Source organism: Sinorhizobium sp. 6-70, assembly GCF_030124375.1.
GTDB lineage: Bacteria > Pseudomonadota > Alphaproteobacteria > Rhizobiales > Rhizobiaceae > Sinorhizobium.
In genome coordinates, this window is sequence record NZ_JASKLS010000004.1 from 85,120 (window position 1) to 100,460 (window position 15,341).

12 protein-coding genes and 1 tRNA gene are annotated in these 15,341 nt (G+C 61.5%); 6 read left to right on the top strand and 7 right to left on the bottom strand.

Going from position 1 to position 15,341, the window contains the following annotated elements; all coding sequences use genetic code 11:
- Positions 1-265: 265 nt before the first annotated feature.
- The 4 genes from QN222_RS10175 to xylF form a co-directional block, all read right to left on the bottom strand.
- Positions 266-342, bottom strand: a tRNA-Arg gene (locus QN222_RS10175).
- 212 nt (positions 343-554) lie between these two features.
- On the bottom strand, positions 555-1,340 hold the full coding sequence (locus QN222_RS10180; protein ID WP_136505789.1) for an ATP-binding cassette domain-containing protein: 786 nt from the start codon (positions 1,338-1,340) through the stop codon (positions 555-557).
- A gap of 14 nt (positions 1,341-1,354) precedes the next feature.
- On the bottom strand, positions 1,355-2,668 hold the full coding sequence (locus QN222_RS10185; protein ID WP_283962243.1) for a sugar ABC transporter permease: 1,314 nt from the start codon (positions 2,666-2,668) through the stop codon (positions 1,355-1,357).
- A gap of 218 nt (positions 2,669-2,886) precedes the next feature.
- Entirely contained in the window at positions 2,887-3,927 is a 1,041-nt protein-coding gene (gene xylF / locus QN222_RS10190) for a D-xylose ABC transporter substrate-binding protein (RefSeq protein ID WP_283962244.1), read from the bottom strand.
- Positions 3,928-4,271: 344 nt separating this feature from the next.
- Here xylF and QN222_RS10195 point away from each other — a divergent pair, with 344 nt between their 5' ends.
- The gene (locus QN222_RS10195) at positions 4,272-5,480 is read left to right on the top strand and encodes an ROK family transcriptional regulator (protein WP_283962245.1); all 1,209 of its coding nucleotides are present in this window, start codon (positions 4,272-4,274) and stop codon (positions 5,478-5,480) included.
- Positions 5,481-5,576: 96 nt separating this feature from the next.
- Positions 5,577-7,922 carry an EAL domain-containing protein gene (locus tag QN222_RS10200; protein WP_283962246.1) on the top strand — a complete coding sequence of 782 codons (2,346 nt, stop codon included), beginning with the start codon at positions 5,577-5,579 and terminating at the stop codon, positions 7,920-7,922.
- 71 nt (positions 7,923-7,993) lie between these two features.
- Here QN222_RS10200 and iolG read toward each other — a convergent pair whose 3' ends face one another.
- A complete protein-coding gene (gene iolG, locus QN222_RS10205) occupies positions 7,994-8,986 on the bottom strand; it encodes an inositol 2-dehydrogenase (protein ID WP_283962247.1) in 993 nt (330 codons plus the stop codon).
- Between the two features lie 351 nt (positions 8,987-9,337).
- On the opposite strand from iolG, the gene QN222_RS10210 reads away from it, so the two are divergent.
- Positions 9,338-9,568, top strand: a complete 231-nt coding sequence (locus QN222_RS10210) for a hypothetical protein (RefSeq protein ID WP_283962248.1) — start codon at positions 9,338-9,340, stop codon at positions 9,566-9,568.
- Positions 9,569-9,571: 3 nt separating this feature from the next.
- On the opposite strand, the gene QN222_RS10215 is transcribed toward QN222_RS10210, so the two are convergent.
- Complete coding sequence (locus tag QN222_RS10215) at positions 9,572-10,030, bottom strand: hypothetical protein (RefSeq protein ID WP_283962249.1); 459 nt, start codon at positions 10,028-10,030, stop codon at positions 9,572-9,574.
- A gap of 106 nt (positions 10,031-10,136) precedes the next feature.
- Positions 10,137-11,120: a LysR family transcriptional regulator gene (locus QN222_RS10220; RefSeq protein WP_283962250.1), complete on the bottom strand. Its 984-nt coding sequence runs from the start codon at positions 11,118-11,120 to the stop codon at positions 10,137-10,139.
- Between the two features lie 269 nt (positions 11,121-11,389).
- On the opposite strand from QN222_RS10220, the gene chvE reads away from it, so the two are divergent.
- The 3 genes from chvE (at position 11,390) to mmsB (ending at position 15,303) form a co-directional block, all read left to right on the top strand.
- A complete protein-coding gene (chvE, locus tag QN222_RS10225; RefSeq protein ID WP_283962251.1) occupies positions 11,390-12,457 on the top strand; it encodes a multiple monosaccharide ABC transporter substrate-binding protein in 1,068 nt (355 codons plus the stop codon).
- Between the two features lie 96 nt (positions 12,458-12,553).
- On the top strand, positions 12,554-14,089 hold the full coding sequence (mmsA, locus tag QN222_RS10230) for a multiple monosaccharide ABC transporter ATP-binding protein (protein ID WP_283962252.1): 1,536 nt from the start codon (positions 12,554-12,556) through the stop codon (positions 14,087-14,089).
- Positions 14,089-15,303 (top strand): multiple monosaccharide ABC transporter permease, encoded by a 1,215-nt coding sequence (mmsB, locus tag QN222_RS10235; protein ID WP_180938667.1) that lies wholly within the window; start codon positions 14,089-14,091, stop codon positions 15,301-15,303. The genes mmsA and mmsB overlap by 1 nt, the downstream gene beginning before the upstream one ends.
- Positions 15,304-15,341: the final 38 nt, after the last annotated feature.

Genomic DNA, 15,341 nt, shown 5'->3' on the forward strand with positions numbered 1-15,341 from the left:
CGAAGAACGCTCGTACGCGCGGCGGCAAGCAGTCTTGGCTGAAACCACGGCAAACGTGCCGAGGAGAGAATCGCGCCACATTCAAACTGCCCATCCTGAGCGGAGCGCTCCGGCAACGACAACCGGGAGATGGCATCGGGCCGATAGTGTCCGCTTCTAGCGTGTAATCATGACATTGCAATCGCGCGGTGGCAATGCCTTGGGACGCAGGGAGGCTTTGGTTGTCGAGTGGTGGTGGCAGATTTGTTCTAAATGGTGGGTAGTTTGGCGCACCCGACAGGATTCGAACCTGTGACCTTTGGAATCGGAATCCAACACTCTATCCAGCTGAGCTACGGGTGCATCCGTTGGCGGCAGGGCCGCCGAAGCAGGCTGTGAGCGGTTCTTAGCCTAGCTTGCGCGCCGCTTCAATGGTGATTGAAGGAGTTTGCAGCGGAAATTTGCGTTTGGTGTTCGTGTCGGGGCCGTAGCGCCTCTCGGGGCAGGGGACTTCCGGAAAGAAAAATGCCGCGCCTTGAGACGCGGCATTTGCGGTGTTTGCACTGCTCCGGAACTCAGGCCATCTGCATGGCGCCGGGGCCGGGGATCGCCTTTGGCGGCACCTTGCCCATGATGATCATGCCGAGCACTTCGTCCTTGGTCACGTCCTCGGTGCGGGCGTGGCCGACGACCTGGCCGTTCTTCATCACCGATACGCGGTCGGCAAGGTCGAAGACATCGTGGATGTCGTGGCTGATCAGGAAGATACCGATGCCTTCGCGCTTCAATTGCTTGATGAGCTCGCCGACCTGTGCGGTCTCCTGCGGCCCGAGGGCGGCCGTCGGCTCGTCCATGATCAGGATGCGGGCGTTGAACAGGATGGCGCGCGCGATCGCCACCGACTGCCGCTGGCCGCCGGAGAGCGCCTTCACCGGCTCCTTGAAGCGCTGGAAGTTCGGGTTGAGGCGGCCCATCACCTCGCGTGCCTTCGCCTCCATCGCGACGTCGTCGAGCGTTCCCCAGGGGGTGCGGAGCTCGCGGCCGAGATAGAGGTTCGCGGCGGCGTCGACATTGTCGGCGACGGCGAGCGTCTGGTAGATCGTCTCGATGCCGTATTTCTTCGCGTCGCGCGGATTGTGAATGTCCGCCGGCTCGCCATTGATCAGGATCTCGCCGGCATCGCGCCGGTAAGCGCCGGAAAGGATCTTGATCAGCGTCGACTTGCCGGCGCCGTTGTGGCCGAGGAGCGCCACGACTTCACCCGGATAGAGATCGACGGAAGCGTTGTCCACCGCGTGGATACCGCCGAAGGAGATGGAAATGTTCTTCATTTCCACGAGCGGAGTGCGTTGATCTGTCATGTTCGTACTCCTGATTATTTCGCGCGGGCGCGGTAGATGGTGTCGAGCCAGACGGCGGTGACCAGCACGACGCCGACGACGATCCGCTGCAGCGGGCTGTCGATGCCGAGCAGCACCATGCCGGATTGCAGCGACTGCATGACGAGGGCGCCGAGCATGGCACCGGCGATCGTGCCCATGCCGCCGGCAAGCGAGGTGCCGCCGATGACGGCCGCGGCGATGGTGTAGAGTTCGTCGAGCTCGCCTTGGGCATTGGTGGCGGCGTTGAGGCGTGCCGTCGAGATCGCGGCGGCGACGGCACAGAGCATGCCCATCAGCGCGAAGATCCTCACCGTCACCCAGCGCGTCTTGATGCCGGCGAGTTCGGCCGCTTCCGGATTGCCGCCGATCGCGAAGACGTAGCGGCCGAAGCGCAGACGCGTGGCGATGAAGGTCATGACGATGCCGATGACGATGGCGATCAGCACCGGAATGGCGATGCCGTGTGCAATGAAGAGGCCGCCTTCGGGCCAGGCGATGCCGTTGGCTTCGGCGTATTTGCGGGCGATGTTGGCCGGCCAGGGATAGCTGTTGGCGATCGCCACGGCGCCGAGGACGAGGGCGCAGCCAATTCCCGACAGGAAGTACTCGGCCCAGACCGGGCGGCGGGGAAAGCCGAAGCGCTTGCGCTGCTTGCGGGCGTTGATGATGCTCGCGACGATCGCGAGACAGGCAAGGAGGCCGACGATCCAGCTTGCCGTCGCGCCGATCGAGCCTTCGGTGCCGCCGCCCATCAGGCGGAAGGTGGCGTCCATCGGTGCGACCGTGCGGCCGCTGGTCACGAACCAGGTGGCGCCGCGCCAGATGAGGAGCCCGCCGAGCGTGACGATGAAGGACGGCACGTTGAGGAAAGCGATGATCATTCCATGCAAGGCGCCGATCGCCGCGCCGAGGGAAAGGCCGGCAAGCAGCGTGATGATCCAGGTGGCGGGATGGTTGAAGCCCAGCACCTGCGGCAGCAGCTCGGCCTGCAGCACGCCCATGATCATGCCGACGAAGCCGAGGATGGAGCCGACCGACAGATCGATATTGCGGGTGACGATGACGAGAACCATGCCGGTCGCCATGACGGCGACCGAGGCGGTCTGCACCGAAAGGTTCCAGAGGTTTCGCGGCGTGAGGAACAGCCCGCCGGACAGGAAATTAAAGCCGATCCAGATGATCAGCATCGCGCCGACCATGCCCAGAAGGCGGGTGTCGATTTCGGTGGCGCGGAAGAAGCGCTTCACCGGGTTTTCAGCCGCGCTGCGGGCGCGATTAAAATGTGCGGTATTCGTCGTGTCGGCCATGGCCGCCGTCCCCCACTGTTTTCCATTTGCTCATGCGGTCGTTCTATAGCGCCGCGCGTCTGATCAGACGTGCGAAGGACGCTGTAGCACCTTGAATGCTACAGAGCGCCTCGGTTGCGGCGATCTTAACACCCGCATGCGAAGATCGTCCCGACCTCAAGCAAACGCCGCAACGGGTCGCGTTGCGGCGTCTTGAGGTCAATTCAAATGCCGAGCCGTCAGTTGCACGCGGCGATGGTACCGGCCGCAACGCCCTGGCAGGCTGCGTCCTTGGAGATCCAGCCGGCGTCGATGACGACGTTCAGATTGTCCTTGGTGATGGCCAGCGGTGCCAGGAAGACCGACTTCATGGCAACGCCCTTCGGTCCGCCGTTGAAGGTTTGAACGCCCTCGATCTCGTCCATCGTCTTGCCGGCGGCGAGCGCCGAGGCGATTTCGGCGGCCTTTTTGCCGAGCTCGCGCGCGTCCTTCCAGACGGAAACCGTCTGGGTGCCGAGCGCCACGCGGTTGAGCGCCGCAAAGTCACCGTCCTGTCCGGACACCGGAACCGAGCCTGCGAGACCCTGTGCCGAAAGCGCTGCAATCGCGCCGCCGGCCGTGCCGTCGTTCGAAGCGACGACCGCGTCGACCTTGTTGTCATTGGCGGTCAGGAACTGCTCCATGTTCTTCTGGGCATTTTCCGGCTTCCAGCCATCGGTGTAGGCCTCGCCGACATTCTTGACCTTGCCGCCGTCGACCGCTTCCTTCAGCACTTCCATCTGGCCGGCAAAGAGGAAGTCGGCGTTCGGGTCGGACGAGGAGCCCTTGATGAAGACGAAGTTGCCTTCCGGCTTCGCCTTGAAGACTTCGCGGGCCTGCATGCGGCCCACTTCCTTGTTGTCGAAGGTGATGTAGAAGGCGGCCGGATTCTCGATCAGGCGGTCGTAGCCGACGACCGGGATGCCTTCTGCCGTCGCCTTTTCGATCGCAGGGGCGATCGCGTCGGAATCCTGGGCGAGCACGATCAAGGCGTTTGCGCCCTGCGCGATCAGCGACTCGATGTCGGTCAGCTGCTTGGCGGCGGAAGACTGGGCATCGGCGGAGATATATTTGTCGCCGGAAGCTTCAAGCGCGGCCTTGATGGCAGCCTCGTCGGTTTTCCAACGCTCTTCCTGGAAGTTCGACCAGGAAACGCCGACGACGAGATCCTTGGCGATCGCCGCCGAATGCATGGACGCGATGATGGCAGCCCCCGCCATCAGCTTCAAAACGGATTTCATTTCATCCTCCCAAGTGGTTGCGCCCTGCGCACGAACCTCCCGCACGCCTCCTCGGCCAACCGTGAAGTGCTGTCGCAAACCCGCCGCAACCAGTGCGGACTTTTTTCTCGACAGTCGAGAAAATAAATGTCAGAGTTTTAGCAGGCTGTCAACAAGGCCCCGTACAGTCCCATGCGTCTTTTCCGCTAAGGGCAAAAAGTCGCTGTAGCACATTGAAATGCCGCATGTTTTATCCTTAAGCGGCTTCGATCTACGGAAACATGCAGGGCGTCTTGTCTTGCCGCTCAACAGATGCTTTGGAGGAGGCATGGGGTTGAAGGACCCGCCATCGACAGGGACGTGTAATGCTGACGAAGTCCAGCACTGAACTTGTACGTCAGCAGAACAGCACGCTTGTCCTTGCGGCGCTCCGCCGCAAAGGTTCCTTGTCCCACACGGAAATCGCATCGGAAACCGCTCTCGCCTCGGCCACCGTCTCGGCCATCACCGCCGAACTGGAACACGCCGGGATCATCGCCAAAAGCGAGCAGCACGTTCAGGGCGGCCGTGGCCGGCCGCGCGTGCTTTTCACGCCGAGGCGCGACTGCGGCCATGTGATCGTCGCGCGCATTTCGTCCGATATCGTCCAGTATTCGCTCGCAGACTATGGCGGCACTCTGCTCGACCGGTTCGAAGAGGCGAGACATCACGATCTGAAGGGCACCGCCACTTTCGGGCAGATGTTTGCCGCCGCACTTGAACGGTTGCTCCAGCGCTCCCGCATCACGAAAGAGGACGTGCTTGCCATCTCGATCAGCAGCAAGGGTCTTGTTGCCGCCGATGGAGCGCGACTGATCTGGTCGCCGATTTTCGGCCGCGAGGAACTCGATTTCGAAGAGCTGCTGCGCCCGGCTTGGCGCGCCAAGATCATGCTCAGCAACGAGACGCTCCTGGTTGCCCAGGCGCTCGCCGTCCGGGCCCAGGAGGAGAGAGAAGATTTCAGGGCGCTGGCGGCCATATCGCTCGGCCACAGCATCGGTCTCGGCCTTGCGCGGCAAGGGCGCCACGGTGACCTCGATGTTTCGGCGCCGAATTTCGGGCACATGCTGCACACGAGTTCCGCCGGGCTTTGCCGCTGCGGCGGCCATGGCTGCATCGAGGCGGCCGCAGGTTTCTATGGAATCCTGCGCACGGCATTCGAGGTGCCTTCCGACACGATCCCGGCGAAGTTCGTGCCGCTGTCGGAGATGGACAAGATCGCGGCAAGTGCGCGCCAGGGGCACCGTATGGCAGGCTACGCCTTTCGCCAGGCCGGCATCGCTCTCGGTAACGGCATCTCCCGCATGCTGAGCCTCTACGAGCCGATGCCGATCTTCGTCACCGGACCGGGGACACGTTACTTCGATCTCCTTCATAAGGGACTGGAGGAGGGGCTTGGCCAGTCCCTGCAGGTTCGCCTGCAGGGACTGCCGGAAATCGCGGTGGCGGCTGACGAGCAACGGCTCGTCTTCGACGGTCATCTCAATCGCGCACTGAGCACGATCGATGCCGACATTGCCGCCGGGCATGGTTAGTTCCGGCCGAAATCTTACAGGCGAATTCTGGTGCTTTTGCAATTTACAGTTATTTAGAGACTCCTTGCAAAGCTGTCACTGAGGCAGGGGGCATCCATGTTTTCAGTGATTGCATGCATACGCAATGATCATGACTGGCGCCTGATCGCCGTCGCGGCGGTCGTTTGTCTTGCTGGCAGCGTCGCCACGATGCTGCTCCTCTTGCGCGCGCAGCGCAGCGGGGGCACTCAGCGGCGCCTTTGGACCGTCGCCTGCGCCCTGGCGTCCGGCGTCGGTATCTGGTCGACACATTTCATCGCGATGCTCGCCTATGATGGCGGGATACCGATCGCCTATGAGGTCCGAGGCACGACCCTCTCGGTGCTGGTGGCGATCGCGGCGTCCTGGATTGCATTTGCCGTGGCTCTGGCCGGGACCTTCCGTTACGCCTTCGCCGGCGGCGGCGTCTTGCTCGGCGTCGGCATCGCAGCGATGCATTTCACCGGCATGCGCGCGGTCGAAACGCAGGGCCAGGTTACCTTCGATTTTGGATCGACGATGATCGCCGTCATCTTCGGCACGTTGATTGCCGGCGTCGCGCTTCATGCGTTTCAGACGCTGCGGGGCGTTCGCAGGCTGGTCGTGTCCACGGTCCTGCTCGTTCTTGCGATTTGCGCGATGCATTTCAAGTCGATGAGCGGCGTCAGCCTCGTGCCGGACCCGGGTATTGCCGCCGCCGATGCATTCGATCCCGCCTGGCTAGCGGGGGGCGTGATCGCCGCATCGACGACACTCATCCTCGTGGCTTTCGGCGCGCTCTTTCTCGACCGTCACCTCACCGATCTTCGCGGCCTCGTCAACGCGTCGCTCGAAGGCATGATGATCGTCCGCGGCGATGAGATCGTCGATGTGAACGAGCGTTTCGTCGGCCTTTGTGGCCGGACCGCAAACGATCTGGCAAAGAGAAACCTCGCGGAGCTGTTCACGCAGGACCGGGAGCGGCCGGGGGATCGTCGGGCGTTCGGATCATGCGAACTCGAATTACTTCACGCGGACGGGAGGCGAATTCCCGTCGAGTACATGTGCCGCACGATCGAATACCGGGGTCGCGAGTGCGACGTGATTTTCGTGCGCGATCTTAGCCAGCGCAAGGAGGCGGAACGCACGATCGAGCACCTTGCGCATCATGATGCCCTGACGGATCTTTCGAACCGCAGTTCCTTCGATCGCCGCATGGCGCAGGCGATCGCCGTAGCGAGCGCAAGGAACGAGCCATTGGCCGTCTTCTGTCTCGACCTCGATCGCTTCAAGGCCGTCAACGATATTTTCGGTCACGGAGAAGGCGATCGCATCCTGCGCAAGGTGGCCGACATCCTGCGTACAGCATGCGCGGAAGGCGATACGATCGCGCGGCTCGGCGGCGACGAATTCGCGATCATCCAGCCTTCCGCCGGACCCGAGGCGGCGCGGCAATTGTCGGAGCGCATTCTCAGGCTTTTTGCCGAGGAAATGGACACCAGCCGTGACCCGATGGCCGTCGGCGTCAGCATCGGTGTGGCGATCTATCCGGCCGACGGAATGACGGCGGACCGGCTTTGCAACAACGCCGATACGGCGCTTTACCGGGCCAAGCAGACCGGGAAGGGCATCGCCTGCTTCTTCGACGCCGAGATGGATGCAGCGGTGCGCACGCGCCGGCAGATGGAAAACGACCTTCGGCACGCAGTCGTCAGACGTCAGCTTTTTCTTGAATACCAGCCGCTCGTCGACGTTCGTGACGACAGGGTCGTCGGCTACGAGGCGCTGTTGCGCTGGCAGCATCCCGACCGCGGTCTCGTCAGCCCCAGTGTTTTCATTCCGATTGCCGAGGAAAGCGGCTCGATCATCCAGATCGGTGAGTGGGTGCTCGAGCAGGCTTGCCTTGAGGCGGTCCGATGGAACGAGCCGCTGGCGATTTCAGTCAATATATCGCCGGTGCAGTTTCTGCTTCCCAACCTCTTTGACCAGATCGAGGGGGTCCTGAGGCGCACCGGTCTCGAGCCGCGCCGGCTGGAACTGGAGATCACCGAAGCAGTGCTCATGCACAACAGAGATGACGTGCTGGCGACGCTCGTCCGGTTGCGACTGCTCGGCGTCCGCATCGTCATGGACGATTTCGGGACGGGGCATTCCTCGCTCAGCAACCTCCAGAACTTCCCGTTCGACAAACTGAAGATCGATTGCAGCTTCACCGCGGCTCTCGACAAGGATCCGGCGGCGCACGCCATCATCCGCGCGATCATCGCCCTCGGTCAAAGCCTCAACCTGCCGGTGGTGACCGAAGGTGTCGAAACGGAGCGGCAGAAGCAGATCATCGTCGAAGAGGGATGCCGGCAGATACAGGGCTTTCTCTCCGGTCGCCCGGGACGCGCGCCGAGTTCCACCCAGCCGGCGCAAGACCGGCTGCAAAGCGTCGAGGCGTGATTTTCACCGAATGAAAAAAGATCAAGGCCGGTTAAAGCCCGGCCTTGATTGTTTCGTCGAAAATGCCGGTGTCAGGCGACGCTGATCTGGCGCTTCTCGGCAACCGACTTCACGGCCGCGTCGGCCAGTGCCAGCGCCGCGAGGCCGTCCTTGCCGGAGGGCGTGATTTCCGCGCCTTTTTCGATCGCGGCGATGAAGCTCTCGATCTCGTTTGCGTAAGCCTCGGTATAGCGCGTCATGAAGAAGTCGTGCAGCGGCGGACGCGTGTAGCCTTCGCCGGTGGCGATTTCGATCGATACGGGGCGCTGGTTTTCCGCCGAGACGACGCCCTTCGATCCGTGAACCTCGATTCGCTGATCGTAGCCATAGGTGGCACGGCGAGAATTCGAGATGATCGCCTGTCTGCCGGAGGCCGTCTGCAGGATGACCGACACGCTGTCATAATCGCCGGCCGCGCCGATCGCCTTGTCCACCAGCACGGCAGCGGTGGCGGTCACCGTAACGGGTTCCTCCCCGAGCAGGAAGCGCGCCATGTCGAAATCGTGGATCGTCATGTCGCGGAAGATGCCGCCCGAGCGCTTGATATAGTCGACCGGCGGCGCACCCGGATCGCGCGAGGTGATCGTCACCATCTCGACATCGCCGATGCGGCCGTCGTCGATTGCCTTGCGTACGGCCATGAAATGCGGGTCGAAGCGGCGGTTGAAACCGACCATCAGTTTGGCCTTGGTGTCCGACACGACCTTGAGGCAGGCCCTCACGCGCTCGACATCGAGGTCGATCGGCTTTTCGCAGAAGATCGCCTTGCCGGCGTGGGCAAAGCGCTCGATCAGGTCGGCATGCGTATCGGTCGGCGTGCAGATGACGACCGCATCGATATCGGCAGCGCTTTCGATTGCCTCGATCGTGCGCACTTCGCAGCCATAGGCCTTGGCGATGGCATCCGCCGCCGCCGGGACGGCGTCGGCAACCGCGACAAGGACGGCGTCAGGATTGCCGCTGACGGCTTTCGCGTGAACCTTGCCGATGCGCCCGGCGCCCAGAAGACCAAATCTCACTGTCATGTTCGTCTCTCTCGAAATCCGGTCGCAACCGGAAGGGACGCGATGATGACGCTCATCGCGCGAAGGCGTCGCGGGCAGCATTGCCCGCGCATGCATAGGAACGTAACGACGGTTGATATCCCCGCGCGCCGCGGCGAGGTGTGCCTCTCTCCCTTGGCTCCATTCCGATCCTGTCTCGCGTTTGCGACAATTTCACGAGTGACGGAATGAAAAGGCCAATTTTCTCACTTTCGGAATTTTTATTCCATTCGTACCGGCGTCGTCAAGGCCGGGTTTATTGGGACACACTTGCGGACGCGGCCAATTTGCCCATACAAGGAAGCCACTTTGTACGCTCGCCCGAGAGACGGAATGCTCAAGTTCATCGACCCGGATCACCCTTTCTACCGGCCCCTGTGGGTCCGCCTGTTGATCGTCGCCGCCTGTGCCGCGTGGACGGCGGTCGAGTTCAGCAACGGCCAGGTAACTTGGGGCATGATCTTCCTGGCTGTGACTGCCTATGCAGGCTGTGCCCTGCTGATCTTCTTCAAGCCGAAGCAATCGGCCGATGACAAGGCCGATACGGAGGACGCATCGAAGTGAAGGTCATGTCGACCTGTTGTCGCGCGGCAGCCTTAGCGACGCTTCGTCGATGAGCATATTGGCGAGCTTCATCCGGATGGTGGCGTTGGCCCTGAATTCGGCCGGTAACCTGTCCGGATGGTTGGCGGCGGCGAACCGCCGTCGCTTGGCAGCGAGCGTCGCGGCCGTCTCCTGCTCCTGCAGCGCGAGGTCGGCGGCAACGTCAGCAAGACTCGTGCGTCTCAGATAATCGGGCATCACCGGTGGCTGCGCCTTCTCGGCCGGCGCGAGCTCACGATAGGCTCGCTCCACGGCATCGAATGCGGCTGCGGCCGCCGAAGACGTGTCGACGATGAAGCCTGGCGAGAAACCCGCTTTCCCGTGCCGGAATACCTGCACGCCGACGTCCTCTTCGGAGGCCTCGTCCTGCTGCTCCTCCTTCAATCGCTCGAGCACCGACTGAAACACCGACATGCCGAACATGACGTTGCCTTTCCCAAAAGCTCATTCAAGGCGAAGCAATTTTGCTCCAAGCGAACGAAGCACTGATCTTGGGCGATCCTGCCCTGCGAGGGTTATGCGGGCCTGATCACGCTCTGCTTTGCTTCAGGATCAGGTCGTAGAGCAGCTTTGCGCTTGGCGGCAGGGCGCGGCCTTCCGCGGTGATGAGGCCGTAGGGCTTGATGCGTATCGGGAATTGCGTCGGCAGCACGCGAATATCGCCGGCAGGCGTCCCGTTGCCGGCGACGAGGTTCGCGACGTCGAGGGCGACCGGCGCGATCGCATTGGTGTTTCGAACGATCGACAGCGTCAGGATGATCGATGACGTGTTGATGACAGTTGCCGGCAGCCGGACGCCGGCGGAGACGAAGCTGTCCTCGACCGCGCGGCGCAACAGCGTGCCCGGCGGCTGGAACACCCAGTCGTAGCCCGGCAGGTCGTCGGCACTGGCAAATGCCTTGTCGAGAAGGGGATGGCCTTCGCGAACGATCAGGCAGACGTCCTCAAAGCCGATCTCCACCATGTTGAAGAGACGCGGATTGAAATCGTCCGGGATGCGACCGACGACGAAGTCGTGGCGCGCCGCCAGGAGTTCGCGGGTCAGCACATTGCTGTTGTCGATCTGCACATTGATCTCGATGCCCGGATAGGCTGTGGAAACCTGGCGGATGGCAGGCACGGCGAGGTTAAGGGCGGGGCCGGTGACCGAGCCGAGCGATACCGAGCCGCCGCTGCCGGTTTTCAGTTCATTGATCTCGCGCGCGGCCTCGCGCAGTTCGAGAAAGATCGAGCGCGCGCGTCGCGCAAGCGCCTCGCCATAACGGGTCAGTTCGACGCCGCGCGCCACCCGTTCGCAAATCGGCGCCTTCATGATCGCTTCGATTTCGGCGAGCATGCGCGACGCCGCGGGTTGCGAGATGCCGAGCGAATCGGCGGCGGTGCTGATGCGGCGATGATCCTCGATCGCCAGGATGAGTCTCATGTGATTGATCTTCAGCCCCGACCGTAAGAGGCCGGTATCGAGGAGTTCGTCCGCCACCCCGGTGGCATTCGCCCTGCTGTCCACTGTCACGGCATTCGTCCCGTTTCGGAAAAGTTTTAATAATCACACTCTTTTGACGTGGTATATCAATTTTGATATGCATGCAAAGCGATATTGTATTTGACAGTTATGTCGATTGATTCCAGTTTCCCTTCCGATGCGCCAGTGCATGCGGGAGTATGTGGGGCCGGGAGGGCTTTCCTTCACCTTGAACCACCGCCGGAGACCAGCTCTCCGCGCCGGTGGATCGCTGCGCATATGACGGGGCCTGCCGGCTTCAACACTCAGGGAGAGATCTGATGAAATTGATTACTTCGCTTCTCGCAGCCGCGGCGATTTCCGTCGCGTCGTTTGCTGCACCGGTCTTCGCACAGGACAAGGGCACGGTCGGCATCTCCATGCCGACGAAGACGTCGACCCGCTGGATTTCCGACGGCGAGACCATGGAGAAGCTGTTCAAGGACGCCGGCTACACGCCGGACCTGCAGTTCGCTGACGACGACATTCCGAACCAGCTCGCGCAGATCGAGAACATGGTGACCAAGGGCGCGAAGGTTCTTGTGATCGGCGCCATCGACGGCACCACGCTGTCCGACATCTTGCAGAAAGCACACGACGCTGGCGTCAAGGTTATTGCCTATGACCGGCTTATCCGCGACTCCGGCAACGTCGATTACTACGCGACCTTCGACAACTTCCAGGTCGGCGTCCTGCAGGCGACGTCGCTCGTCAACGGCCTGAAGCTCGACGGCGCGACCGAGCCGAAGAACATCGAACTTTTCGGCGGTTCGCCGGATGACAACAACGCCTTCTTCTTCTACGACGGCGCCATGTCGGTCCTGCAGCCCTTGATCGACGGCGGCAAGATCGTCGTGAAGTCCGGCCAGACGGGCATGGATCAGGTAGGTACCCTGCGTTGGGACGGCGCTGTCGCCCAGGCCCGCATGGAAAACCTGCTTTCGTCCACCTACACCGATGCCAAGGTCGACGGCGTGCTTTCGCCTTATGACGGTCTCTCGATCGGCATCATCTCGGCGCTGAAGGGTGTCGGCTATGGCTCCGGCGACATGCCGATGCCGGTGGTCACCGGTCAGGACGCCGAACTGCCGTCGGTCAAGTCGATCCTCGCCGACGAACAGAATTCAACTGTCTTCAAGGACACCCGCGAACTCGCCAAGGTCACCGTCGGCATGGTCAACGCGATCATGGACGGCAAGGAGCCGGAGGTGAACGACACCAAGACCTATGAAAACGGTGTCAAGGTTGTTCCGTCCTACCTGCTGAAGCCGGTTGCGGTCGACAAGTCCAACGCCAAGGAAATCCTTGTCGGCTCGGGCTACTACACGGAAGACCAGATCAACAACTGATCGCGTCACACATGGGGGTCCGCGATCCGTTGCGGACCCTTTTCTCTGGGTAAGGGAGTCTGTAGTCTCTCGCAGACTGCCGCTGGAATGCTGAACATGGACAATATCATTCTGGAAATGCGGGGCATCACCAAGACGTTTCCGGGCGTCAAGGCGCTGGACAATGTCAGCTTCAAGGTCCGCGAAGGTGAAATCCACGCTCTCGTCGGTGAAAATGGTGCCGGCAAGTCGACCTTGATGAAGGTGCTGAGTGGCGTCTATCCGGCCGGAACCTACGAGGGTGAGATCCATTATGACGGCGAGGTGCGCCGCTTCAGCACGATCTCGGACAGCGAACACCTCGGCATCATCATCATCCATCAGGAACTGGCGCTGGTTCCGCTGCTGTCGATCGCCGAAAACATCTTTCTCGGCAACGAGATTGCCAGCAAGGGCGTGATCCACTGGCCGCAGACCTTTGCCCGTACGCAGGAGCTCTTGAACAAGGTGGGCTTGAAGGAGCCGCCTGCGACCCTCATCACCGACATCGGTGTCGGCAAGCAGCAACTGGTGGAGATCGCCAAGGCGCTTTCCAAGAAGGTCCGCCTGTTGATCCTCGACGAACCGACCGCCTCGCTCAACGAGACCGATTCCGACGCGCTTCTGAAGCTGCTCATGGAGTTTCGCAAGCAGGGCATGACCTCGATCATCATCTCGCACAAGCTCAACGAGATTAAGAAGGTCGCGGACCAGATCACCATCCTGCGCGACGGGGGCACGGTTGAAACACTCGACTGTCAGAAAGAAGACATCAGCGAGGACCGGATCATCAAGGGCATGGTCGGCCGGGCGATGGAAGACCGCTACCCGCCCCGCGAACCGAATATCGGCGAGACGCTGCTCGAAGTGAAGAACTGGAACGTCTTCCATCAGCATCACCGCGACCGTCAATTCCTGCACGATGTCAGTTTCAACGTTCGCGCTGGCGAGGTCGTCGGCATCGCCGGGCTGATGGGTGCAGGCCGCACCGAAACGGTGATGAGCATCTTCGGCAAGTCATGGGGGCACAAGATCACCGGCGAGGTGACCATGCGCGGCTCGCCGGTGGACGTGAGCACGATTCCCCGCGCGATCAAGGCGGGCCTTGCCTATGTCACGGAAGACCGCAAGCAGCTCGGTCTCGTGCTGATCAACAACATCAAGGACAACACGACGCTTGCCAACCTCAGCGCGGTCGCGTCGAACGGCGTCATCGACGAGCGCAAGGAGCGAAAGGTCGCTGCGGACTATCGCTCGAAGCTCCGTATCCGTTCGCATTCGATCTATCAGGAGACGGTGAACCTTTCAGGCGGCAACCAGCAGAAGGTCGTGCTGTCCAAGTGGCTGTTCACCAATCCCGAGGTTCTCATACTCGACGAGCCAACGCGTGGTATCGACATCGGCGCGAAGTATGAGATCTACACCATCATCAACCAACTCGCGGCCGAGGGCAAAGGCATCCTGATGATCTCGTCGGAGATGCCGGAACTGCTCGGAACCTGCGATCGCATCTATGTCATGAACGAAGGGCGCATTGTGGCAGAGCTTTCCAAGGAGGAAGCGAGCCAGGAATCCATCATGCGCGCCATCATGCGTTCAGGGGAGAAACACTAATGGTCGCCGATACGAGCACCCACACCACCAAACCGTCGATCGGTGACTATCTCAGGAACAACATCCGCGAATACGGCCTCTTGGTCGCGCTCGTGATCATCATGTTGTTCTTCCAGTTCGTGACCAACGGCGTTCTCTTCAGGCCGGTGAACATCACGAACCTGGTGCTGCAGAACTCGTTCATCGTCATCATGGCGCTGGGCATGCTGTTGATCATCGTCGCCGGGCATATCGACCTTTCCGTCGGCTCGATCGTCGCCTTCATCGGCGCGATCTCGGCGATCATGCTGGTCAAATGGGGCCTGCCCGCCTTTGTCGTTGTTCCTGCCTGTCTTGTCGTCGGCGGCATCATGGGGGCGGCACAGGGCTATTGGGTGGCCTATCAGAAAATCCCGTCGTTCATCGTCACGCTCGCCGGCATGCTGGTGTTCCGCGGAATGACCTACGTGGTCCTCGGCGGACGCCCGATCGGACCGTTCCCAAAGGATTTCCAGATTCTTTCGACCGGCTTCGTTCCGGATTTTCTCTACTTCCTCAACCCGAGCCCCGAGGTGATCAAGAACATGGTGGCGCTGCTGGCGGTGCTGGCGCTGGTTGGCTATGCGATCTTTGCCGGCCTGCGCAATCGCCGCATCAACGAGCAGCACGGCACGGAGAACGAGCCTTTCGTCTTCTTCGCGGTCCAGATGGCGGTCATCGGCGTTGTCGCCCTCTTCATCGGCTTCCAGCTTTCGACCTATCGTGGTCTGCCGAATGTGCTCATCATCATGGGCGTGCTGATTGCCGCCTATACGTTCATCACGAGCCGGTCGACGATCGGCCGGCGGATCTATGCGATGGGCGGCAACGAAAAGGCTGCCAAGCTCTCCGGCATCAACACCGAACGGCTGACGTTCTACGCTTTCGTGAACATGGGCGTGCTTGCTGCTCTTGCCGGCATGATCATCACCGCGCGTCTGAATTCGGCGACCCCGAAGGCGGGCGTCGGGTTCGAACTCGACGTGATTGCCGCGTGCTTCATCGGCGGAGCGTCGGCTTCTGGCGGCGTCGGCAAGATCACCGGTGCGGTGATCGGCGCCTTCATCATGGGCGTGATGAACAACGGCATGTCGATCATGGGCATCGGCATCGACTACCAGCAGCTTATCAAGGGCCTCGTGCTGCTCGCAGCCGTGTTCTTCGACGTCTACAACAAGAACAAGGGCAAGGGCTGATCGGATTTGCGGTCAGCTCCCAGGTCAACACTATGAAG

Coding starts and splice junctions, on each gene's coding strand:
- QN222_RS10180 (WP_136505789.1), bottom strand. CDS start 1,340: ATGACAGATCAACGCACTCCGCTCGTGGAAATGAAGAACATTTCCATC.
- QN222_RS10185 (WP_283962243.1), bottom strand. CDS start 2,668: ATGGCCGACACGACGAATACCGCACATTTTAATCGCGCCCGCAGCGCG.
- xylF (WP_283962244.1), bottom strand. CDS start 3,927: ATGAAATCCGTTTTGAAGCTGATGGCGGGGGCTGCCATCATCGCGTCC.
- QN222_RS10195 (WP_283962245.1), top strand. CDS start 4,272: ATGCTGACGAAGTCCAGCACTGAACTTGTACGTCAGCAGAACAGCACG.
- QN222_RS10200 (WP_283962246.1), top strand. CDS start 5,577: ATGTTTTCAGTGATTGCATGCATACGCAATGATCATGACTGGCGCCTG.
- iolG (WP_283962247.1), bottom strand. CDS start 8,986: ATGACAGTGAGATTTGGTCTTCTGGGCGCCGGGCGCATCGGCAAGGTT.
- QN222_RS10210 (WP_283962248.1), top strand. CDS start 9,338: ATGCTCAAGTTCATCGACCCGGATCACCCTTTCTACCGGCCCCTGTGG.
- QN222_RS10215 (WP_283962249.1), bottom strand. CDS start 10,030: ATGTTCGGCATGTCGGTGTTTCAGTCGGTGCTCGAGCGATTGAAGGAG.
- chvE (WP_283962251.1), top strand. CDS start 11,390: ATGAAATTGATTACTTCGCTTCTCGCAGCCGCGGCGATTTCCGTCGCG.
- mmsA (WP_283962252.1), top strand. CDS start 12,554: ATGGACAATATCATTCTGGAAATGCGGGGCATCACCAAGACGTTTCCG.
- mmsB (WP_180938667.1), top strand. CDS start 14,089: ATGGTCGCCGATACGAGCACCCACACCACCAAACCGTCGATCGGTGAC.